Below are 20,044 nucleotides of genomic sequence, written 5' to 3'. Positions count from 1 at the left end.
TCTCGCTTCACTCACGCGCGAACGTCACACGAGATTAGCAAGAAACCTGCCAAACCGGCCGCCGCTCACGCGCGCAATACGTCAATCGAACCAAGGCCACTCCGCCGGTCCCTCATGCGTGACTGCTCCGCCAGGGGCCTGACCAACCAGGCGCGCATATTTTGCGAGCGCACCCGCACGATGACGCGGCGGGCGTTGCCTCCAATCACGTCGACGTGCAGCGAGTTCCTGCGCATCAACCAGCAAATCCATGCGGCGGCCGGCGGCATCAATCCGGATTTTGTCGCCATTGCACACAAGCGCCAGCGGCCCACCGACATACGCTTCCGGGGATACATAGCCGATACACATGCCTCGCGTGGCACCGGAGAACCGCCCATCCGTGATCAGGGCGACCTTCTCGCCCATGCCCTGCCCGTATATCAGCGCAGTGACCCCAAGCATCTCGCGCATGCCGGGACCGCCCACCGGCCCCTCATTGCGGATCACCAGAACCTCGCCAGCCTTGTAGCTGCGATCTCGAACCGCCGCGACACAGGCCTCTTCATCCTCGAAGACCCGCGCGACGCCCTCGAAGAACTGGCTCTTCAAGCCCGCAACCTTGATAACTGCGCCATCAGGGCAGAGATTGCCCTTCAGCACCGCAACACCGCCATCGGGCATCATCGGCGCGCGGGCCGCATAGACGACCTCGCCATCGGGCGCGTTGGCCGCACCATATTCCTCCGCGAGTGTGCGGCCGGTGATAGTCAGACAGCTGCCATCGACATGTCCGCTCCGAATCAATTCGCGGATCACGACGGCCGCGCCGCCGATATCATAGACGTCCTTCGCCGTGTACTTGCCTCCTGGCCGCAAGTTTCCGATCAACGGCGTCCTGGCAAACACCTCGCCGACGTCATCGATCGTGAACGCGACGCCGGCCTCATTCGCGATTGCCGGCAAATGCAGCGCGGCATTGGTGGAGCCGCCTGTCGCGGCAACGATGGCCGCGCCGTTTTCCAGGGATTTGCGCGTTACGATGTCGCGCGGCAGCGGACCACCCCGTTCGAGCATCTCCATGATCAGCCGTCCGGCACGCCGCGAGATCTGGGCGCGCTCGACATAGACTCCTGGCACCATCGACACGTTGGGAATGGTCAGGCCCATCGCCTCCGACACCATCCCCATCGTGTTCGCGGTGAACTGCCCGGCACAGGCGCCGATGGTCGGCAGGCAGGCGCGCTCGATCCGCTCGAGCGTCGCAGCGTCGATATCGCCGGTCATATAGCTGCCGACAGCCTCGTAGGAGTCGAGCACCGTCAGCGTCCGCCCGTCCACGCGCCCCGGCAGCGAGCTGCCACCATAAATGAAGATGGAAGGAACGTTGCAGCGAACCATGCCCATCATCACGCCCGGAAGCGTCTTGTCGCATCCGCCATACCCGATCAGCGCATCGTAGGCGAGGCCGTGGACGACGGCTTCGATGGAGTCGGCGATCAGTTCACGCGAGAACAGAGAGAACTTCATCCCCTCGTGATTCATGCTGATGCCGTCGGATACCGAGATGGTCGAGAACTCGCGCGGCGTGCCGCCGGCTTCCTCGATCCCGGTCTTGGCCGCGGCCACCTGGAAGTCGTGGGTCATATTGCAGGGCGTCTGCTCGCCCTTCATGCTCACAATGCCCACCATCGGCTTGGCAATGGCCGCATCATCCAGACCCATCGCACGCATGAAGGCGCGATGCGGAGCCCGGTCGAGCCCGTCAGTCGTTGTCCGTGACCGCAGCTTCTTCATGCCTGCATCATCTTCATGCAACGTCCCGCACGGGAGGGACATTGCCACCTCATTGATCCGGCGGACGACCCAATCGCCTATTGCAGCGGCGCGACGATCGTCGGGTGCTTGAACTGCGCCACATCCAGCTTCGGCAACATTCCCGTATCCGCATAGATGTCGAGCATCTTCTGAATCGCGGGAAAATTCGGCGCCGCACCGGGATCACGGCCGAAATCGTTATCCTTGAGCAGATAGGTTTCAAGCACCGGAATCGGCGCCTTCAGGACTTCGTTGACGACCTTCAAGGTCTCTTCGCGGTTCGCGAGCGCCTTCTTCATGCCCAACGTGATGTCGCGGACATAGGCTTTCACCAGTTCGGGGTTCTTGTCGACGAAATCGGCGCGACAGGCTTCCAGGATGTGCACGATGTTCGGCATGGCCTGCGACAACGAGAACAGCTTGCGGATGCCGCCCTTGGCCTCCGCCCGCGCCGCAAAAGGCTGGTTCATGTTGACCGCGTCGACGCGGCCCTGGCGCAGGGCATCTTCGGAGACGGCAAAACCGACCTCGACCAGTTTGATGTCCTTGGCCGGATCGACGCCGTTCTGCTTCAGAAGCAGGTTGAACGGGCCTTGCGTGCCGCCGCCGATCACGGAAATGCCGACCGTCTTGCCCTTGAGATCTGCGATGGTCTTGATCGGGGAATCATCCATGACCGCCCAATAGACCGAGAAGCCACCGGGCTTCTCGAAGACATGCTGGGCGACGATGTAGGCCTTAAGATTGCCGCCGACCACGCCGTTGGCGAGCGAGAGCGGCGCTTGTGTTGCGCAATCCAGTGCGCCGGCCGCCAAGGCCTGCGTCATGGGCGCAGTGCCCTGAAACTGGGTCCATTCGATATTGTAGGCCTTGCCGATATCGGGAAATTCGGCCGGCCTGCGCATCATCCAGTATTTGGATTCCTCCGCCGGGATGGTCCAGCCCACGCGGATCGTCTGCTGGGCCCTTGTGGGGCTCGCGCCGGCTATCATGGCCGCCACAGCCCCCATTGCCAGCATCCACCTCGAAACTGCCCGCATCGTGCCCACTCCGTTGCTCCGGCGCCCACCGACGCCACCCAACCCGACCAACCTAAATGTTTCATGGTTCAAACAATCAGGCAAGCCATGCAAGCCGGTCGGTTTCGCTGCGAGACACGTTATGTATGGTGCGCAGCGGTCGGGTGGCGTTGCGCCGCGACAGAAAGAGGCAACCTATGGCTGATGCGAGCAAGGTAAACCCGCAGGGCGTCGAGAGGCTCGGCTATCTCGGCCTTGGATTGATGGGGACGCCGATGACCCTTCGGCTGCTCAGGGCCGGTTATCACGTCAACGTCTGGAACCGTTCGGAAGGCAAGGCAGCTCCGCTCATCGAGGCAGGCGCTAAGCCTGCTGACACACCTCGTGACCTCTTGGCGAATTGCGATATCGTCTTCATGTGCGTAACCGATGCCGCCGCCGTCGAAGAGGTGATTTTCGGGCCGGAGGGTCTTGCAACGGCTCCCGGCGCCTGCAAGCTCGTGGTCGACTTCTCGTCGATTCACCCTGACGCCGCGCGCGATCTCGCGGCACGATTGAAAGGTGCGAACGGCGCGAGCTGGATCGATGCGCCAGTGTCCGGCGGCACCAAGGGTGCTGAGGAAGGGACACTGGCCATCATGGCGGGCGGTGAAGCAGCTGATATCGAGAGGGCGAGGCCTTATGTGCTGGCCATGGCGCGCCGATTCACCCACATGGGTCCGACCGGCGCCGGCCAAACCACAAAACTCTGCAACCAGGTGATCGTGGGATGCGCGATGGCCGTGCTTGCGGAGGCGACGCGCCTTGCCTCCAATGCGGGAATTGACGCAAGCCGGCTGCCCGAAGCGCTTGCCGGCGGCTTTGCGGATTCGATCCCGCTTCAGCTCTTCGTGCCGCGCATGGTCCAGGGCATCCACTCGCCACCGCTCGGTCACATTGCGACGATGCTGAAGGATCTCGACACGGTCGCCGACGTCGCCCAGGCAACATCAACGCCGGTGCCGATGGCCACCCTGGCAGGACAGATTTTCAGGCTCGCCAAAGCTGCGCGCGGCGCAGACGCGGACGCCTTGGAAATCTACAAGCTCTCGGCAACAGACGACTGAATCGCCTTACGGCTTCTTGCGCTCGTCGTCAGCCAGAAACCGGCCATACGTCCCCCGCGCAAACAGCAGCGGCTCTTTGGCGTGGTAGGCGTAGGCCTCGACCGCGCCGAGAAAGATCACGTGATCACCGCCATAATAACGATTGACGGATCGGCACTGAAAATTCGCCACGCTCTCGGCAAGCACCGGAGCGTTACCAAGGCCCGGTATCCACTCCACGCCGGCGAATTTGTCTTCCGACGACTTTGCGAATTTGTCTGCAAGCGCCTGCTGCGAGGTGCCCAGCACATGAACGGTGAAATGGCTGGCGTTCTGAAACACGGTCAGGCTTGATGAATAAACTCCAAGGCTCCAAAGGACCAAGGGAGGATTCAAGGAGACCGACGCAAACGAGTTGCAGGTGATGCCATACGGCTTTCCGTCGGCGGCCGTTGCCGTGATGATCGTGACACCCGTTCCGTAGGTACCGAGGGCGTTGCGAAAATCGCGAGGATCGATCGACGAACTGTCGCTCGCGAGTTCGTTGGCCGGGTCGGGAATGGCCGGCTGCTTAGGCAGATCATTCATCGGCCGGCCTCACAGCGTAAGATTCTCGGACGGCAGGCCGAGTGCCACGCGTCCATAATTGGTTCCGGCCGCATCGAAATTGAACGCCAGGTGAGAATTGATCGCATGCGCATCGCGGAACTGGCGCTGCAGCACGCCAGTTGTGAACAATCCCCGCGCCCCGCTCGCCGCAAACAGCATCGAGACGGCATCCGTGCACAGATTGACCGAGAAAGCCCCATCTCGCCGATATCTGGTTTTGGTCGCCATGTCGGGCGGATGGTCGCGCCGCGCATGCTCCATCGCCTCGATACAGGCCGAGCGCATGATCAGGCGCGCGGCATCGATCTTGGCGGAGGCTTCGGCGATCTTGATCTGCGTGCTTTGGAAGTCGCTCAGCTTGGCGCGGTTGTACGTCGAGATGCGATGACGCGCGACTTCCGTATAGTCGTCCAGGCAGGCCTGCGCATTCCCGAGCGCGACGCCAGAGAGAACATAGGGAAACAGCGAGAACACCGGCAGCGCGTACAACGGATTCGGGTTCACCTTGCTGCCGGGCGTCGCTCCTCCTGCAAGATCGCCCACGGCGACCGTCATATGCTCTGGTACAAAGGCATCCCTGACTTCGACATCCGACGACCCGGTGCCGCGCAATCCCGCGACATTCCAGGTGTCGAGAATCTTGTAGTCGGCCTTCGGCAGCAGAAAGATGCGGTATTCTATACCGTCGGCCTCATCGTCGGATGACACGACGCTCGCGAGCATGTTCCACGCGCATGAGCCGACGCCGGATGAGAAAGGCCAGCTTCCGTGCAGCCGGTATCCGCCCTCGACCTTCCGGGCGCGGCCGGCGGGGAAGATGAACGACGACGCAATCAGGACGTCGGGGTCTTTCCCCCAAGCCAATTCCTGCGCACGCTGCTCGAACATGCCGAGCATCCAGTGGTGGCTCGCCAGATTGGCCAAATTCCACGCCACCGATGCGTCGGCCCGTCCCAGCAGCTCGGCGCAGTCGATCAGGGCGACGTAATCGAGTTCGGCACCGCCGACGCGCTTCGGCTGAAGCATCCGGAACAGGCCGGCATCATGCAGGTCCCGCTCGGTCTCCGGCGGCAGATGCCGCAGCTCCTCCGTGCGAGCCGCGCGCTCCCGCAATTGCGGCACAAGCGACCGGGCCTTGGCAATCATCGTCGCATAGGCTCGTTCGCCGGAGACCGTCGCTACCGACTGCCCCATCCTCGGCTCTTGACCTGGCGCCATTCGTGTCCCTCGCTCTCATATATTTATGCGGCGGGAACCTGGCCAAATCAAGCAATTGCCGCGCTCGGTCCGAGGTCACGGCCTGCGCCGTCCGAACACCCCTTTTTCGGTCAAGATCGCAATCCGCTTCTCATCGTAACCAAGCGTCTCGCGCATGACGCCTTCCGTATGCTCGCCCAGCAGCGGCGCAGCCACTGGATCGATTGCCGCCGTCACACTCATGCTGATCGGCGGCTCGATGTTCGGAACCCACTCCGCCGTGCGATGCGGGATTCGGCTCAAGCGCGCGCGTTCGCGTGCCTCGGGCGCGTTGAAACCTTCCTCGACGGTTCGGAGATAGCCGACCGGAATGTTGGCTAGTTTCATCTTCGCCATCCAGTTCTCGAGCGTGTCGCCGGCGAACACCTCCGCGATGGCCGCACGCAGCAGTTCCTTGTTCTCGGACCTCGCCTTGCGCGTGGCGAACTGAGGCTCATTGATGAGATCCGGACGGTTCATTACCTCGACGACCAGCCGTCGATACAACCGATCATTGGCGCAAGCCATGTAGAGCGGACCATCGGATGCCTCGTAGACACCGACAGTGGGCGACCCGTTCGGCGAATTGCCGAACCGTCCGGGATTCTCTCCGTTGATCAGATAGGCCATCCCGTAGAATCCAGTCATGCCCATCGCGACATCGAACAGCGCGACTTCGACATGCTGACCTCGGCCGAGCCGATCCCGCGCCAGGAGCGCCAGCAGGATCGCATTGCAGGCCGACATCCCCGTCGCCATGTCGACAATGGGCGGGCCGGTGCGAACCGCTGGACCATCGGCAAATCCATTGAGCGACATGAAGCCGCTCTCTGCTTGGGTGATAGGGTCAAAGCCCGGACGCGAGGCGAAGGGTCCGGTGCGTCCGTAAGCGGAAATCGAGCAATAGACCAGGCGCGGGTTGAGCGGCGCGACCGCCTCGTAGTCGAGGCCGAACTTCTTCATGACGCCGCTGGAAAAATTCTCGACGACCACGTCCGCCTTGCGGATCAGATCGAGCGCAATCTCGCGCGCCTCCGGCACGACGAGATCGAGCGCGATGCCGGTTTTGTTGCGGTTCAGGCTGAGAAAGGCCGCACTCTCGCCGCCGATTTCGGCATGCTCGTAGGCGCGCGTGTCGTCGCCGCCATCGGGGTTCTCGATCTTGACGACTCGTGCACCGAAATCGGCGAGCGTCTGTGTGCAGGCGGGCCCCGCGACCACGCGCGTGAAATCCACGACTAGCAGACCATCAAGCGCGGTTGGCCTTCCCGCCGCCCGAAGCGGGCGCTCAGGCAATTGAGGCTTGGTGGACATCCCGGGCGCTCCCCTACATCGGCTTGTGCTCGCCGAATTTGCTGCAAGTGAACTTAAAGCCCGGGAGGCCGGACTTCGCAAGTACCTCGGCAGCAAGACTTCGAAACGCAAAAGGACCCGGCAGCGGTCAAGCTGCCGGGTCCTTATGCATTCCAGGCGGCAAGGCAGCGCCTACTTCAGCGCCGCACTCCATTTACGTTTCGAGCCGCCTTCCGCGCCACGGGAAACCTGCTCAACGAAGCGACCTTCGCCAATAAAGCATATGCGGCCGGGCCCACGGCGCCTCGGGCTCATAGAGCCGATAGCCCGCCCGAATGAAATTATTTGCGGAGAAGCTGTTATCCGTCGTGTCTGAAACGATGCCGTTCCATCGCATGCGCCGGCCCCGCGCTTCTACCGCCCGCATCAAACGAAGTTGAAGTCCCCAGCCCCGATGCCGCTGCAAGACTCCGACTCTGGAAAAAGAGCCGCAATTTCGTGCATAGGTGGACGGCACGACGCCTGTGAAGGCGACTGCATTATCACATTGGTGGGCAAGCCACCACGCCCCGAGTTCGAAATCCGGCATGGCCGCGGCATCGAAGAACGTCAGTCGATGCAGATCAGTCAAGGCATCGGCAACGTCATCATCTGAAGCATCGACCATACGGGATTCTGTACATGGCATGACTTATCGAATTGGATTGGCAGTGCGACGGCGGCGCCACGACCAGAAATTTACTTGCTCAGCACGACCTTCACTCCGAACCAGACAGCCCCCATCAGGCCGGCCGCAATCACCGTAATGACCGCCTTACACGTATAGCTCTGTGCCTGCTCCACGCTCCTTCGCCACCGCCGCAGGTGCTGAAAGTCCGCCCTCATCTCCTTTCGGTCATCGTCTTCGATGCCAAAGGACGCCAACACTGACGCCACCGCTTTCAACACGATCGCATCGATACTCTCCTGCTGGTGCTTTTGTTGTTCGGCCAATGTCTCGGCCAAGACTGCCCTGATCTCGTCGTCTGGCATCTTCACCGCTTGATGATCCTTGCAACATTCTCAAAGCCGCGCTTGGCGAAGTAGAACGAAACGACGAGATTTGCGGTGATTGCCGCAAACCCCGTCAGAGGATGCGTCGATCCGAGGCCCAGAACCTTGTCCCAGACAAGGAGCTTCGCGAAATAGATCGTCACGCAGTAGCCGATCAGCTTGTCTGGCTCATGCCATAGACCGTCACTCAAGCGAAACTCTCCCACACAACAATTGCGATCAGGCCCGCCAGCGCGAGCGATATCAGATAGAGCGTCATCGCTTCTCCAAGAAAATAACAGTGCGGCAGATCGCGAGACGAAGCGCGATCGTTTCGGCGCGAACTTATCCCCTCCGGGGACCGCGGCGGCGCAAGCAAAGGCTCGCGCCGCCGGCCGGCACGTTCGCGCGTGCACGGCCAACAAAGTGGTTCGGACGGCGGCGCGCTGATCGGCGTTCCACGAAGGCCTTTCAACGAGGGCGAGGCCGCGATGCGCCGGACGCCGTCCGATTCCTGAGATCGAAACGAAAAAGCCCGCAGCGGATGCTCCCGCGCGGGCCTGACAAACTCGTTTCGATGATGCCATTATGCCGGTGTTTTGCCCGACGTGTCAAACCTCGAGTTGCAATTGGATCGCGGCCCGTCGCGATGGCGACGCTGCGATCTCACGACAAGCGAGACGGCATTAAAAAAACCCGCCACGGATCACTCCGGCGGGCTGAGCCAAACTTTTTCGATGATGCGATAATGCCAGTGTTTTGCCCGACGTGTCAAACGAGCAAGCTTGGTGGGCTCGGCGGACCGTATAGAGGCCGGCCTCAGCCAGTTGCAGACGAACGATTGCCCCCACCGCGCAGCCGGCTCGGCCATCCAATCCGCACCAACGTCTCATCCGGATCGGACAGCGCAAACTCGTACATCCCCCACGGCTTGTCTTCCGCTGATTGCTGAAATTCGCGCGCGGCAGCGTCGACATCCTCGAGATAGAGATAAAGCCCGAGAGGGTTTCGGCCCGGGCTCAACCATCCCTCGACTGCATTGGTCAGATGCAGATATCCGCCCTGCCGGTTCGACAATATGCGATAGGTGTCCGCCTCTCCGGCAGCTGGCCGATCGCAGTCCGGGCGCGAAAAGCCCAAGCGGTTGTAGAACCGCTCCGACGCATCGAGGTCATTGCAGGGCAGGATCGCGACGAGGGAACCGGACGGGCTCATGCGTGCACTCCGATCAGGACGGCGGCATTAAAAATGCCCGCGGCGGATTGTTCCGCGCGGGCTGAACCAAAATTTCGATGATGCCATTGTGCCAGTGTTTTGCCCGATGTGTCAAACCAACGATCTGGCGAGCCCGCGCCCTTCCTCCCAGCTTGATATGTGGTGCGCAAGGGACTTGCTTCAAGCTCCCGACGTCGGTGTACACCCCGCGCCTCACAGCACCGAGAGGGGTCACCACATGCCTGTCCTGCTTCCGACGTCCCGCCGGCGCACCGCCCGCGCGTTGCCAACTCGCAACGAGAAGGCAGCGCCGGCCGACCATGCCGTCGTGATCGCCGGTGGCGGGCCGACCGGATTGATGCTGGCGGCGGAGCTGGCGCTCGCGAAGGCCGATGTCGCCATCGTCGAGCGCCGCGCCAGCCAGGACCTCACCGGCACGCGAGCCGGAGGCTTACACGCGCGCAGCATCGAGATCCTCGATCAGCGCGGCGTTGCCGATCGCTTCCTGCGCGAAGGGACCATCATCCAGCTCGCGGGATTTGCCTGGGAGCGGCTCGACATCGGCGATCTGCCTACCCGGCACACCTACAGACTCGCGCTGCGGCAGGGCCATATCGAACGCATCCTGGCCGATTGGGTCGCGGAGCTCGGCGTCCCCGTCTATCGCAATCGCGAGGTGGCGGGCTTCACGCAAGACGACACCGGCATCGACGTGAGGCTTGCGAGCGGCGAAATCTTGCGCGCGGACTATCTGATCGGCTGCGACGGCGGTCGTAGCCTGGTGCGCAAGCTGACCGGCATCGATTTTGCCGGCTCCGAGCCGACGCTCAGCAACCTCATGGCCGAAGTCGAGATGCGCGAGACGCCGGCATGGGGTCTGCGTCACGATGCAATCGGCTTTCACGGCCTCTGTAGGACGGAAAACGGACGCGTGCTGGTGGTCGTGACGGAAGCAACGCTCGCACGCAGCGGCGAAGCAAGCTTGCGCGATCTCAGCGATGCGCTGGTCGCCGTGTACGGCACCGATTTCGGCGCTCACAGCCCGGCCTGGATCTCGCGCTTCACCGATGCGGCACGGCAGGCCGTCTCCTATCGCAGGGGGCGCGTGCTGCTCGCCGGCGACGCCGCGCATATCCATCACTCCGTCGGTGGACAGGGCCTCAACACAGGCTTGCAGGATGCGGTCAATCTCGGCTGGAAGTTGGCGCAGGTGGTGAACGGCAAATCGCCCGACAGCCTGCTCGACACCTACCATGTCGAACGCCATGGCGTGGCCGCACGCGTGCTGCGCAACACCAGGGCGCAGATCGCCCTTCTCCGCCGCAACGACGAGGGCCGCAACGCCGCGCGCGAAATCGTCTCCGAGCTGCTCGCGATGGACGAGCCACGCAAGCGCTTTGGCGCGATGATGAGTGGGCTCGACATCCGCTATGACCTCGGCGGCGGGCATCCCCTGCTCGGCCGCCGCATGCCCGATCTCCCCTTGCACATCGAGGGCCGCGCATTGCGGCTGTTCACGCTGCTGCACGATCCGCGCGGCGTGCTGTTCCATTTCGCCCACTCTCATCGGCTCGACATCTCGCCCTGGGCCGATCGCGTCACGCGCGTCGATGCCGTCTACGACGGCACATGGGAGCTTCCGGCAATCGGATTGGTCGCCGCGCCGAAAGCCGTGCTGGTGAGGCCCGATGGACACGTGGCGTGGGTCGGAGATGAGATCGGAGACGGACTTCTGGAGACGCTGACGACATGGTTCGGCCCAGTGTAAGACCGTCGTGCGCACCGCCGGAATCGGCAAGCCCGCGGCGTCGCCAGGGCTCGCTGCTTTGTTCAAAAGTGAACTCTAAATTCGGCCTTCGCACAAAATGAGTAAGCGGCTCAAAGTGCGCAATCAACGCATTGAAAACGGCGGAGAAGTTTCTTCGCGAACCTATCAAATGATGCAGACTCTCTGCGAGGCAAGTCGTACAGTTGAACATCACCGCAAGGTCCGTGGCAGATATCGGTGATGAGAACGCCCGTCGCGCTCCCGCCCCACTCGAAAGAGGAAGCAGCGCCATGTTGAAGCGACGTCGTTTCAAGCAGACCAGGACACTTCATCAGAGGCTCGCAGACGAAGCCGCGCAATTGCGCGAGCAAGCACGCGCGCTTGCGCCGGGACGCCACCGCGAGATGCTGCTGCTCCGCGCGCGGCAGGACGAGATGGCCATGCAGATCGACGCCTGGCTGCATTCGCGCGGCCTGAGGGCGCCGACATGACCCAGCAATACCGAGCCTATCTCGTCGGCGAAGACGGCGTCTTCCGCTCCGCCGAGGCCTTCGAGGCTCCCAGCGACACGACTGCGCTCGCCTACGCACAGCGGCTCGCGCGCCGCGGCGATGTCGAGGTCTGGCAGCTTGGCCGGAAGATCGGCTTGCTGAAGGGCACGTGGCCGCCAGAGGCCTGAAGCTGAGATCTCAGGTCTGAAGCCTTCAACTCGAAGGTGAACCAGATCGAAGAATTTTGCGCGTGCGGTCCGTCGTATTTCGGGATCGCTCAAGCTGCGGAGCCGGACGTGTGATCTCGTATCGCCAGTTCGACCTGGTCCGCCAGCACCGTCAGATGGCTTGCGAGCCTTTCGAACAGCTCACGCTTGGATTTGTCGGTAGCAAGATCGCGGATCAAGGCGCATTCGGCGGCATCCTTGCGCAGCTTCTCGAGCTGCGTCTGGTAATCCTTCATGACATCGTCTCCCTCGACATCATTGCCAGATTTCTTCGCGGCAGGTGTCACATCGATAGATCAGGATAGACCGGTCGCGCCGCACGTCCAGCATCGACGTGATGTAGCGCGACGGCGTCTTGCATGTCGGACAGGAGGGCCTCGGCTGCGCGCGGCCGGGCCTGTAGTCCTCCACTTCCGTCTTGTCGGTCACGACCTGAAACTCCGAGGTAGCGGAGTTCCTAAGTGCCAAAGTGCACACTTGTTCCGAACCGGGTCGAAGAATGTCGTCCCCAGCGGCTTCGAGCCGCAGGCAAAACCGACCTATGTTGGCCAAAATGCGCGTTCGGAAGACCGAGCGGCCGCTTAGTCTAAGCCGCGCGCGACATTTGCGCCGCCCGCTCGACCCGCGCTTCCAGCAGGGCAACCGAGGTCCGCAGATTGTCCCGGCGCGCACGCAACGCCTGCGCCAGCATGGAATAGGTCGGGCTGCCGGGATCGGCATTGCCGGCGTTGCGCTCCTCCTCGGCAATGTCGCTCTCGAGCATCTGGATCCGCCAGTGCAGATCGGAGATCAGGGCGTGGAGTTGCAAGGACGCGGTCGCTTCGAAACGGGACGTTGACTGCATGTGATCGCCTCATTCTGAAACGGCCCGATGGGCCGGGCCGGGTTCGAGACGTCGTGGAGCAAGAGCGATGCCAACCCTTTCTTGGACACGCAGAGCCGGGGCCCCGAGCGCACCTACTCTTCCGTCAGCTTGCGCTCGATATAGGCGTCGACCGTCTCGGCGAAGGAGCGCTGCACGCCGACCGAGCTGACGTGCAGTTCGAGCGCGTCCTGCTGGAGCACGCGCAGGCCGCGCCTGCGTGCGCTGACAGGCGCCATCGCCAGGTAGTCGTCGATGGCGCCTGTCGCCAGCGGGATACCTTTTGGATCTCCCCTCGCGATCAGCAAGCGCAGAAAGCTCAGGCAATCAGCCAGGCCAGCCATGGGTACGCCTTAGCTGCGCGGTGATTTTGGCTTCGGCATCCTGACGGGCTGGGTATGCGTCCCAAACAGCGCCAGCAGCAACGCGACTTCTTCCTTCGAACCGACCTGGATCATGGCTTTCTCCTTTTCGCTCGGTTGGTCGGGTCCGGCTGCGAGGGAGTTCAGGACGATCTGGTTTCAGGCATGTTTCAATTGTTTCGTCGTCAGTGCAGGCCGCATCGCCCGGGACCATGACGCTCAGCTGCTCGGCTGCCACCCGACGATCGCGCCGACGAGGCAGAGCAGCGCGCCGCCGGCCGTTCCGATCATCTGTATCCAGTACCGGATCGGCATGGTGTCGCGGCAAAACTCCTGCCGCGACCATCTCGACCAATCCCACCAGTCGTCACTGACGAACAGGATCTTTCTCTCGACATAGCCATGCCAGGCCTTGCGGGCACAATAGATACCGAACCCGATCGCAACGAGGCGATAAAGGAGATCAAGAGCGGGGTTCATGCAAACATACGTTCTCCTGCGCGAGTGCGGCCAAGGCAACAGCCCTGCTTGTCTTTGTGTCGCCGGAGCGGATGCAGGTTCAGCCGAATGATCAAACTTTAATCGAATGCGACGAACCGTATTCGGTGGAATGAAATCTGTTCGCGCCATGTTGGCACATGTCCGTTCTCGCATGAGGGAGCCATGTACTACGTCGCCGCTGGACTGCTCGGGCTTTCAGGATTGTTCTATTCGGCGGGCCGTCACGAACTCGGCTCGTTCGGACATGACGTGTGCAGCTATGGCGGCACCTTCTGCGATAGCCCGGTGATCGTTTTCACCGGCGCGGCGCTCGCCGCGGCCTGGGGCATGTTCGTCAGCATCAAGTAAGCAAACCTGCGACCATCGGGTCCCGGGTCGAACGTCGCGAGTTAGAGCGCGAGCTCCTTGCGGACGGCGGCTGCCGAATTACCGACCTTGTCGACGGCCTGCTGCAGCTCCTCCCTGGAGATGCCGAGCGCATGGGTCCAGTACTTGACCTCCCAGGCCTCGTGCATGTTGATCTTGCTCCGATCCGGCTGTTCACGCTTCGTCAGATGGTCCATCGCGACGTCCTCCTAACCTGAGAACGTCGCGATGCACCGGCCGTTCCGAAACGAACCTGCGCCGTGGGGCTCGCCTGCGACACTTAACATTTGTTGTGTCGTCTCTCACTAACCTGTCGTCCACAATGTTGAAAAACCGGGCCCACGTCACTTAACCTTTGTTATCCGCAACAAGCCGGGGTCTGTGCTTTCTGGCCCTCACGTGCTCAGGCGCGTGGGGGATCGAGCGACGTGACGAGCGACATGATCTGGGCGCCGCTATTTCAGCGCCTGAAAACGACGACCGGTGCGGATGACCGGGATCTGCTAGCCCTCGCGGCGCTGCCGTTCACACTCCGCAACTTTCGCGAAAACCAAGCCGTGCTGCGTGACGGCGAACAACCGAGCGAATGCTGCCTGATCGCCGACGGCTTCTGCGTCCGTTCCAAGACGATCGCGGATGGCCGGCGCCAGATCCTGTCGATCCACATTCCCGGCGACCTGCCTAACTTGCAAAACCTCCATTTCCCGACCGTCGACCACGACCTGATTGCGCTGTCCGACTGCACGCTGGCCTTCGTCGCCCACAAGGCCTTGAACGATCTCATCGGCCAGCGCCCCGGTGTCGGCGACATGTTCTGGCGCGATACGCTGGTGGATGCCGCCGTGTCCCGGGAGTGGATCGTCAATGTCGGCCAGCGCTCGACCTACAATCGGCTCGCGCATCTGATCGTCGAATTGCGCGAGCGGCTGCGCCTGATCGGCCGCGTGATCGACAATACCTTCGCAGTCCCGCTGACCCAGGAGCAATTCGGCGAGGCCATGGGCGTGACCAGCGTTCACACCAATCGCATCCTCCGCGAACTGCGGGTCGACGGCGTCCTGGAGCTTCAGCGCGGCACGGTAAGGATTCTCAACGAGCACAAGCTCCAGGAGCTCGCCCAGTTCGACGGCCGCTATCTGCATTTGTCGCAACTGTCCTAGACCGGCGAACCGCGCTCCCCAGGGACGAACATTTCGCTCGTGTCCATGCGCACGTTGCGCAGAGCCCGGCTGGACTCCTGTGCCTCGCGCATGCGCGCCGGCATGAAGCTCAACAGCAATGAACGTCGCCGCGCGCCGGAGCGATTGCGGGTCGCGCCGTGCGGCAAGTCGGCAACGAACACCAGGACGTCCCCCGCCTCTCCCACGCTGATCAGCGACGAGGCTTCGTCCGGCTCGCCACAGTCGAGAGGACGCGGAACGAGGCGCGTCGCACCGTTGTCCGGCCCGTAATCGTCGAGGAAGACCAGGGCTGCGACCGTCTTGGTGCCCACACCATCGCGGTGCAAGGGTTGATGGCCGCCGTCCCTCAGCGGCTCGCGCCCCTCGACCTGGGCGAGAAAGAACGGACCGGCCAGCATCTCGGCCGCCGCCGCCAGCAGCGGCGGCAGACGACAGGTTCGCTGCACGATCGGATCGAGATCGACCAGGGCATGGCGCCAGCCGGCGCCACGGGGCGCCGCCCATTGCTCGCCGCTGCACACACCGGCATCGAAGGCACCCCGCAGCGCATCGCGCCAGCCTTCGGGGACCGCACCGCGGAGCAGAAGGTAGCCGTCGCGCATGAGCGCGTCCGCCCGATCGGCAACGAGCGGAATGACCTTCGTCGGCATCAGGCGATGGCTCATGATGGCTCCCTACAATTTAAACGTGCCGCGTGCAAGTGTGTCGCGCGTCCCCGCAAGCGGGTCGCAGGCTTGTCTTGAAGTGGAGCTAGACCGCGCAACGGAAAGGCCACGCACGCGGTGACGCCGCGTGCGTGGCGCATTGCCGGCCGGGTATGGAACCTTCCGGCCATGTTCGCGCTTAAGCCTTGAATTCGTAAATTCCGGAGGGTGAGCCCTGTCGAACCGATCGCATTATCACCTCGCCGGCCACGAGCGCTCGGACGCGCCGGCGAAGTCCGCTCCGTTGCTGCTGTTGCGGCGGCTGGGGCCTGGTCTGATCACCGGCGCCGCCGACGATGATCCGTCGGGAATCGCGACTTATTCGCAGGCGGGCGCGCAATTCGGCTACGGATTGCTCTGGACGATCTTTCTGACCCTGCCGTTCATGATCGCCATCCAGCTCGTCAGCGCGCAGATCGGCCGGGTCACCGGCAAGGGGTTAGCTGCCAACGTCCTGCAGCTCGCACCGCGCTGGTTGGTGATGGGGCTCGTGACGCTGCTCGTCGTCGCCAACACCTTCAACATCGCCGCCGACATCGCCGCGATGGCGGAGGCACTCTCGCTGGTCATCGGCGGGCTCAATCACGAGCACGCGCTGATCTTCGCAGCCGGCTCGACCCTGCTCCAGGTGTTCGTGCCTTATCGCCGCTACTCGCCGGTGCTGAAATTCCTGACGCTGACGCTGTTCGCCTACGTCGCCACCGCCTTCACCGTCAAGATCCCATGGGGCACGGCGCTGCTTGCTACGGTGTGGCCGAAGGCAACCGTCAACGCCGATTATTTCATGATGGTCGTCGCGGTCCTCGGTACGACCATCAGCCCCTACCTGTTCTTCTGGCAGGCATCGCAAGAGGTCGAGGAGATGAACCAGGGCAAGCGCGACAGGCCGCTGCGCGACCTGCCGAGCGGCGGCGACCCTGAAATCGCGCGCATCAGGGCCGATACCGCGGTCGGCATGCTGCTGTCGAACGGCATCGCCTTCTTCATCATCCTCACCACGGCCTCGGTGCTGAACGCCAACGGCGTCACCAACATCAGTTCGGCGACGCAAGCGGCCGACGCGCTGCGCCCGCTCGCCGGCAACTTCACCTTTGCACTGTTCGCACTCGGCATCATCGGCACTGGGCTTTTGGCGATCCCGGTGCTGGCGGGTTCGGCGGCTTATGGCGTTGCCGAAATTTTCGGCTGGCGCGCCACGCTGGAGGCAAAGCCGGAGAAGGCGGTCGGCTTCTACACCATCATCGCCGCCGCGACCGTGATCGGCTTCGGCCTTGGCTTTACGGGAATCGACTCCATCCACATGTTGGTCTGGAGCGCCGTGCTCAACGGCATCGTCGCGGTCCCGATCATGGCGATGATGATGGTGATCGTCTCGAACGGGACAATCATGGGGCGCTTCAAGGCCCGGTCATGGCTGGTCGCGCTCGGCTGGCTCGGCACCGCGCTGATGGCGCTGGCCGTCCTCGCCTTGCTGGGCTCGTCGGTGATTGGCTAGAGCGGCGACACGAAGGCCGCGAACACGGCGGGCACGCTGAAGCCCTTCGCGCCCACCCGCCGAAGGCGACGGGCGGATTGCTGAGCTACGGCCGCAAGAGCTGACGTTTACGGCTGCACCGGATTGATGGTCGGGGACGTCTTCGGCCCCGGCCGCTCCGGCTCGAGTGCGGATTTTGGTTCGGTCGGAAGCACCTTGGCGCCTGCGGCGTGGGCGGCCTCGCCCGTGGTCGCATACATCGCGACATGAGCCGGCTGGGTCTTGGCGCGGCTCCAGGGCCCATGATCAACGATCAACATCGCGGAGATGGTCACGCCGGCCACGATCAGCGCGATTACGCCGGGATGGCGAAGCGCTGACGACATGGAGTTTGCGAAGCGGTCAGTTGTCATCGAAGAACCCATCGTTTTCCTCTCGCAGGTCAATTCAAATGCGGCCCGCGAGTTCCGCGCCTGAACTAGCAAGTTCCGAGCCAATGCCTGGAACTTGCCCATCCTGCATCGTTCACTTTACGTCGGGTCTCGCATCGCGGACGAACCTGTCGCGGTCCGGCATCTTGATTGCCGCGAGCGATTTGGCATCGCGTGTCGTATCCGCTCCCACAAGCCCATTCAGGTTCTGGATATAGGCCGACACGGCGTTGACGTCTTCGTTGCTCAGCGACTTGGCGCATTCTGCGGCATGGCGCGACGGATGAAGTCGGACAAGGCTGCCGCATAAGGCAGAAAAGCTGCCGACCGTCATTCGCCCGGCGCGATCGCATTGCTGGGCGTCGGCCGGTCGGTGACCTGCTGGCCGAACAGGCTGCCGATCAGCTCGACCGCGGTGCGCGCGGTGCGGCCGCGCTCGTCCAGGAACGGGTTGAGCTCGACGATGTCGACCGATCCCACTACGCCGGAATCGTGCAGCAATTCCATGATCAGATGCGCTTCACGATAGGTCGCACCGCCCGGCACCGTGGTGCCGACGCCGGGCGCCACGCAAGGATCGAGAAAATCGACGTCGAAGCTGACATGCAGCACGCCGTTGCTCGCCTTGACCCGCTCGACGACGCGCCGGATCAACACGGCAACGCCGAACTCGTCGATCTGACGCATGTCGACAATCCTGATCCGGCGCGTGCGCATCAGCTCTTTTTCGAGTTTGTCGATCGAACGTGCACCAAACAGATCGAGTTTATCGGGATTGACGGAAGCCCGTGGATCATCGCCCAGGAGGCCGTCGAGCCCAGGTTCGCCGCACAGGAACGCCGCGGACATGCCGTGCATGTTGGCGGTGATGGTCGTCTCCGGCGTGTTGTAGTCGGCATGGGCATCCAGCCAGAGCACGAACAGCTCGCGTCCGCGCTGACGCCAGTGGCGCGCCATCGCATTGACCGACCCCATGGACAGCGTGTGGTCGCCGCCGAGGAAGATCGGCAGGGCGCCGGTTTGCGCGATCTCATAGCCGCGACGGCTGAGCACGCGCGTCCAGCGCTGGATTTCGCGGTAATGATTGGCCTTCTCCGGCGGCGTATCAGCGAGATCCCTGACCTCGGCCACGGAAAGATCGCCGTAATCGACGACTTCGAAATCCAGGCTTTCGAGCAGCGTTGCAAGGCCGGCCGTCCGCAGCGCCGCAGGACCCATCAGGGTGCCGCGCTGTGAAGCGCCCATGTCGATCGGCGCGCCCAGCAACGCGATGCGCCGGGCTCGATCCGCGATGGTTTGATCGGTCACGGCAATCTCCCGGGGTCAGCAAGGCTGCACCAGCCTAACAGAGATTCGCACCCGTCGTTTCACGGGGAAACCGGAACAAATTCCTGCGCGCCGCATTTTCCCAGCAAGGCCGGCACCCGCCGTTCAAAACGGCGCCTGTCGCGGATAGCCAAAGGTCATCTGACCCGCTGTTCAAAACGAGCGCACGCGCGGATAGCCAAAGGTGCCGGCCTCGGTTTCTTCGTTCGGTCTGAAGGACGCGAGCTTGAGCATGGACATACCGCAGCCCAACCCTCAGCCCGGCATGACCGAGCGCGCCATCGATGCGGCCACAGACGTGTCCCACACCATCGGCGAGGTTGCCGGAGGGTTGCGCGCCGCCGTCGATCGCCTCACTTACGCGATCAGTGAAGCACGAAAGCCGGGCCGGCCGCTCTCTACGGTCGCGGCGATCACGCGCGAGGCTCCCTTGGCAAGCCTGTTCGTTGCGTTCCTCTTTGGCGTAGCTGTCGCGCGTCGACGCTAGGACCAGCGCAAACAGGTTCGGGCGGCACTGACAGCTTCGAGCCCAACTGACAAAAATTGGGTATCGAACGCGTCGGCAGGCATCGGACGGCCGAAGAAATAGCCCTGCCCCGCCTCGCATCCCATGCTGACCAGGAAGTCGGCCGTCGCGCGGTTTTCGATTCCTCCGGCCACAACGGCCAAGCCAGGCTGCTTGCTGAGCCCGATGGTCGAGCCGACGATCGCGGCATCGTAGGAATCGGCGAGCAGATCGAGCACGAATGAACGGTCGATCTTGAGCCCACAACGAGCGGCGCAGCCCGCGCTTCCTCTTCACCCTGTCGAGCGCCTCGCGGCTCTGCCCCGAACGCGGCAGAGGCGGCTGCCTCTAGTCTAAAGCGGGATGAGGTTAGGTTGAATCGATTTGGGATTCCCAAATCAGTGTGTTTCTGATTCACCATGCTGGCTGGATAGGAGGCCAGCATGGATGGGCAAGCCTTATTCTCTGGATCTCCGTAAGCGTGTCGTGTCTGCGATCGAGGGCGGGATGTCCCGCAATCGAGCCGCCAAGCAGTTTGGGGTGGCGATCAGCACGGCCAT

The 20,044-nt window shown here is 62.9% G+C and carries 27 protein-coding genes and 2 pseudogenes; 9 read left to right on the top strand and 20 right to left on the bottom strand.

All coding sequences use genetic code 11. The features are described 5' to 3' along the window. Positions 1–81: 81 nt before the first annotated feature. Positions 82–1,776 carry a dihydroxy-acid dehydratase gene (gene ilvD, locus QY049_RS26295; protein WP_301270110.1) on the bottom strand — a complete coding sequence of 565 codons (1,695 nt, stop codon included), beginning with the start codon at positions 1,774–1,776 and terminating at the stop codon, positions 82–84. Between the two features lie 77 nt (positions 1,777–1,853). Further along, positions 1,854–2,837, bottom strand: a complete 984-nt coding sequence (locus QY049_RS26290) for an ABC transporter substrate-binding protein (RefSeq protein ID WP_301270109.1) — start codon at positions 2,835–2,837, stop codon at positions 1,854–1,856. 176 nt (positions 2,838–3,013) lie between these two features. On the opposite strand from QY049_RS26290, the gene QY049_RS26285 reads away from it, so the two are divergent. Further along, on the top strand, positions 3,014–3,922 hold the full coding sequence (locus QY049_RS26285) for an NAD(P)-dependent oxidoreductase (protein WP_301270108.1): 909 nt from the start codon (positions 3,014–3,016) through the stop codon (positions 3,920–3,922). Positions 3,923–3,928: 6 nt separating this feature from the next. On the opposite strand, the gene QY049_RS26280 is transcribed toward QY049_RS26285, so the two are convergent. The 7 genes from QY049_RS26280 to QY049_RS26250 all read right to left on the bottom strand — a co-directional run bounded on the left by QY049_RS26280 (position 3,929) and on the right by QY049_RS26250 (position 9,286). Then, on the bottom strand, positions 3,929–4,489 hold the full coding sequence (locus QY049_RS26280; RefSeq protein WP_194481457.1) for a flavin reductase family protein: 561 nt from the start codon (positions 4,487–4,489) through the stop codon (positions 3,929–3,931). A gap of 9 nt (positions 4,490–4,498) precedes the next feature. Further along, a complete protein-coding gene (locus tag QY049_RS26275; protein WP_194481455.1) occupies positions 4,499–5,728 on the bottom strand; it encodes an acyl-CoA dehydrogenase family protein in 1,230 nt (409 codons plus the stop codon). Between the two features lie 75 nt (positions 5,729–5,803). Beyond that, positions 5,804–7,060 (bottom strand): CaiB/BaiF CoA-transferase family protein, encoded by a 1,257-nt coding sequence (locus QY049_RS26270; protein ID WP_194481454.1) that lies wholly within the window; start codon positions 7,058–7,060, stop codon positions 5,804–5,806. Positions 7,061–7,292: 232 nt separating this feature from the next. Further along, positions 7,293–7,706 carry a GNAT family N-acetyltransferase gene (locus QY049_RS26265; RefSeq protein ID WP_301270107.1) on the bottom strand — a complete coding sequence of 138 codons (414 nt, stop codon included), beginning with the start codon at positions 7,704–7,706 and terminating at the stop codon, positions 7,293–7,295. 71 nt (positions 7,707–7,777) lie between these two features. After that, positions 7,778–8,077: a hypothetical protein gene (locus QY049_RS26260; RefSeq protein WP_301270106.1), complete on the bottom strand. Its 300-nt coding sequence runs from the start codon at positions 8,075–8,077 to the stop codon at positions 7,778–7,780. After that, positions 8,074–8,283: a hypothetical protein gene (locus QY049_RS26255; RefSeq protein ID WP_194482917.1), complete on the bottom strand. Its 210-nt coding sequence runs from the start codon at positions 8,281–8,283 to the stop codon at positions 8,074–8,076. The genes QY049_RS26260 and QY049_RS26255 overlap by 4 nt, the downstream gene beginning before the upstream one ends. 607 nt (positions 8,284–8,890) lie before the next feature. After that, positions 8,891–9,286, bottom strand: coding sequence for a glyoxalase (locus QY049_RS26250; protein WP_301270105.1), 396 nt, complete (start codon positions 9,284–9,286; stop codon positions 8,891–8,893). A 238-nt stretch (positions 9,287–9,524) separates the two neighbouring features. Between QY049_RS26250 and QY049_RS26245 the strand changes: the two genes are divergently transcribed. The 3 genes from QY049_RS26245 (at position 9,525) to QY049_RS26235 (ending at position 11,733) form a co-directional block, all read left to right on the top strand. Beyond that, positions 9,525–11,054 (top strand): FAD-dependent monooxygenase, encoded by a 1,530-nt coding sequence (locus QY049_RS26245; RefSeq protein WP_301270104.1) that lies wholly within the window; start codon positions 9,525–9,527, stop codon positions 11,052–11,054. A 290-nt stretch (positions 11,055–11,344) separates the two neighbouring features. Continuing rightward, positions 11,345–11,545 carry a hypothetical protein gene (locus tag QY049_RS26240; RefSeq protein WP_194481445.1) on the top strand — a complete coding sequence of 67 codons (201 nt, stop codon included), beginning with the start codon at positions 11,345–11,347 and terminating at the stop codon, positions 11,543–11,545. Continuing rightward, a complete protein-coding gene (locus QY049_RS26235; RefSeq protein ID WP_194481443.1) occupies positions 11,542–11,733 on the top strand; it encodes a hypothetical protein in 192 nt (63 codons plus the stop codon). The genes QY049_RS26240 and QY049_RS26235 overlap by 4 nt, the downstream gene beginning before the upstream one ends. An 89-nt stretch (positions 11,734–11,822) precedes the next feature. On the opposite strand, the gene QY049_RS26230 is transcribed toward QY049_RS26235, so the two are convergent. The 5 genes from QY049_RS26230 to QY049_RS26210 form a co-directional block, all read right to left on the bottom strand. Continuing rightward, complete coding sequence (locus tag QY049_RS26230; protein ID WP_194481442.1) at positions 11,823–12,008, bottom strand: hypothetical protein; 186 nt, start codon at positions 12,006–12,008, stop codon at positions 11,823–11,825. 19 nt (positions 12,009–12,027) lie between these two features. Beyond that, positions 12,028–12,201, bottom strand: coding sequence for a hypothetical protein (locus tag QY049_RS26225; protein WP_194481440.1), 174 nt, complete (start codon positions 12,199–12,201; stop codon positions 12,028–12,030). Between the two features lie 157 nt (positions 12,202–12,358). After that, positions 12,359–12,616 carry a hypothetical protein gene (locus QY049_RS26220; RefSeq protein ID WP_301270103.1) on the bottom strand — a complete coding sequence of 86 codons (258 nt, stop codon included), beginning with the start codon at positions 12,614–12,616 and terminating at the stop codon, positions 12,359–12,361. A gap of 113 nt (positions 12,617–12,729) precedes the next feature. Beyond that, positions 12,730–12,978, bottom strand: coding sequence for a hypothetical protein (locus QY049_RS26215; RefSeq protein WP_194481437.1), 249 nt, complete (start codon positions 12,976–12,978; stop codon positions 12,730–12,732). A 237-nt stretch (positions 12,979–13,215) separates the two neighbouring features. After that, positions 13,216–13,476 (bottom strand): hypothetical protein, encoded by a 261-nt coding sequence (locus QY049_RS26210; RefSeq protein ID WP_301270102.1) that lies wholly within the window; start codon positions 13,474–13,476, stop codon positions 13,216–13,218. Positions 13,477–13,659: 183 nt separating this feature from the next. Between QY049_RS26210 and QY049_RS26205 the strand changes: the two genes are divergently transcribed. Further along, positions 13,660–13,845 carry a hypothetical protein gene (locus QY049_RS26205; RefSeq protein ID WP_194481434.1) on the top strand — a complete coding sequence of 62 codons (186 nt, stop codon included), beginning with the start codon at positions 13,660–13,662 and terminating at the stop codon, positions 13,843–13,845. A gap of 41 nt (positions 13,846–13,886) precedes the next feature. Here QY049_RS26205 and QY049_RS26200 read toward each other — a convergent pair whose 3' ends face one another. Continuing rightward, the gene (locus QY049_RS26200) at positions 13,887–14,060 is read right to left on the bottom strand and encodes a DUF3606 domain-containing protein (RefSeq protein ID WP_194481433.1); all 174 of its coding nucleotides are present in this window, start codon (positions 14,058–14,060) and stop codon (positions 13,887–13,889) included. 231 nt (positions 14,061–14,291) lie between these two features. Here QY049_RS26200 and QY049_RS26195 point away from each other — a divergent pair, with 231 nt between their 5' ends. After that, positions 14,292–15,023 carry a Crp/Fnr family transcriptional regulator gene (locus QY049_RS26195; RefSeq protein ID WP_301270101.1) on the top strand — a complete coding sequence of 244 codons (732 nt, stop codon included), beginning with the start codon at positions 14,292–14,294 and terminating at the stop codon, positions 15,021–15,023. Here QY049_RS26195 and QY049_RS26190 read toward each other — a convergent pair. After that, entirely contained in the window at positions 15,020–15,709 is a 690-nt protein-coding gene (locus tag QY049_RS26190; protein WP_301270100.1) for a phytanoyl-CoA dioxygenase family protein, read from the bottom strand. The genes QY049_RS26195 and QY049_RS26190 overlap by 4 nt on opposite strands. Positions 15,710–15,995: 286 nt before the next feature. On the opposite strand from QY049_RS26190, the gene QY049_RS26185 reads away from it, so the two are divergent. Then, positions 15,996–17,243 carry an NRAMP family divalent metal transporter gene (locus tag QY049_RS26185; protein WP_194482660.1) on the top strand — a complete coding sequence of 416 codons (1,248 nt, stop codon included), beginning with the start codon at positions 15,996–15,998 and terminating at the stop codon, positions 17,241–17,243. 107 nt (positions 17,244–17,350) lie between these two features. On the opposite strand, the gene QY049_RS26180 is transcribed toward QY049_RS26185, so the two are convergent. From QY049_RS26180 to rocF, 3 genes and pseudogenes are all read right to left on the bottom strand, one after another. Next, a complete protein-coding gene (locus tag QY049_RS26180) occupies positions 17,351–17,647 on the bottom strand; it encodes a hypothetical protein (RefSeq protein WP_194482659.1) in 297 nt (98 codons plus the stop codon). Positions 17,648–17,747: 100 nt separating this feature from the next. Then, positions 17,748–17,974: pseudogene (locus QY049_RS26175) on the bottom strand (cytochrome c); the annotation flags it as partial. A 9-nt stretch (positions 17,975–17,983) separates the two neighbouring features. Next, on the bottom strand, positions 17,984–18,961 hold the full coding sequence (rocF, locus tag QY049_RS26170) for an arginase (protein WP_301270099.1): 978 nt from the start codon (positions 18,959–18,961) through the stop codon (positions 17,984–17,986). A gap of 250 nt (positions 18,962–19,211) precedes the next feature. Here rocF and QY049_RS26165 point away from each other — a divergent pair, with 250 nt between their 5' ends. Next, on the top strand, positions 19,212–19,466 hold the full coding sequence (locus tag QY049_RS26165) for a hypothetical protein (protein WP_194481428.1): 255 nt from the start codon (positions 19,212–19,214) through the stop codon (positions 19,464–19,466). Here QY049_RS26165 and QY049_RS26160 read toward each other — a convergent pair. Further along, positions 19,463–19,747: pseudogene (locus tag QY049_RS26160) on the bottom strand (EAL domain-containing protein); the annotation flags it as partial. The gene QY049_RS26165 and the pseudogene QY049_RS26160 overlap by 4 nt on opposite strands. A gap of 184 nt (positions 19,748–19,931) precedes the next feature. Here QY049_RS26160 and QY049_RS26155 point away from each other — a divergent pair. Next, on the top strand, positions 19,932–20,044 hold a 113-nt coding region (locus QY049_RS26155; RefSeq protein WP_301270072.1), incomplete at its 3' end, for an IS630 transposase-related protein.

It is taken from the genome of Bradyrhizobium sp. WYCCWR 13022 (assembly GCF_030435535.1).
Lineage (GTDB): Bacteria > Pseudomonadota > Alphaproteobacteria > Rhizobiales > Xanthobacteraceae > Bradyrhizobium.
This window is presented reverse-complemented; position numbering and strand designations above follow the sequence as displayed.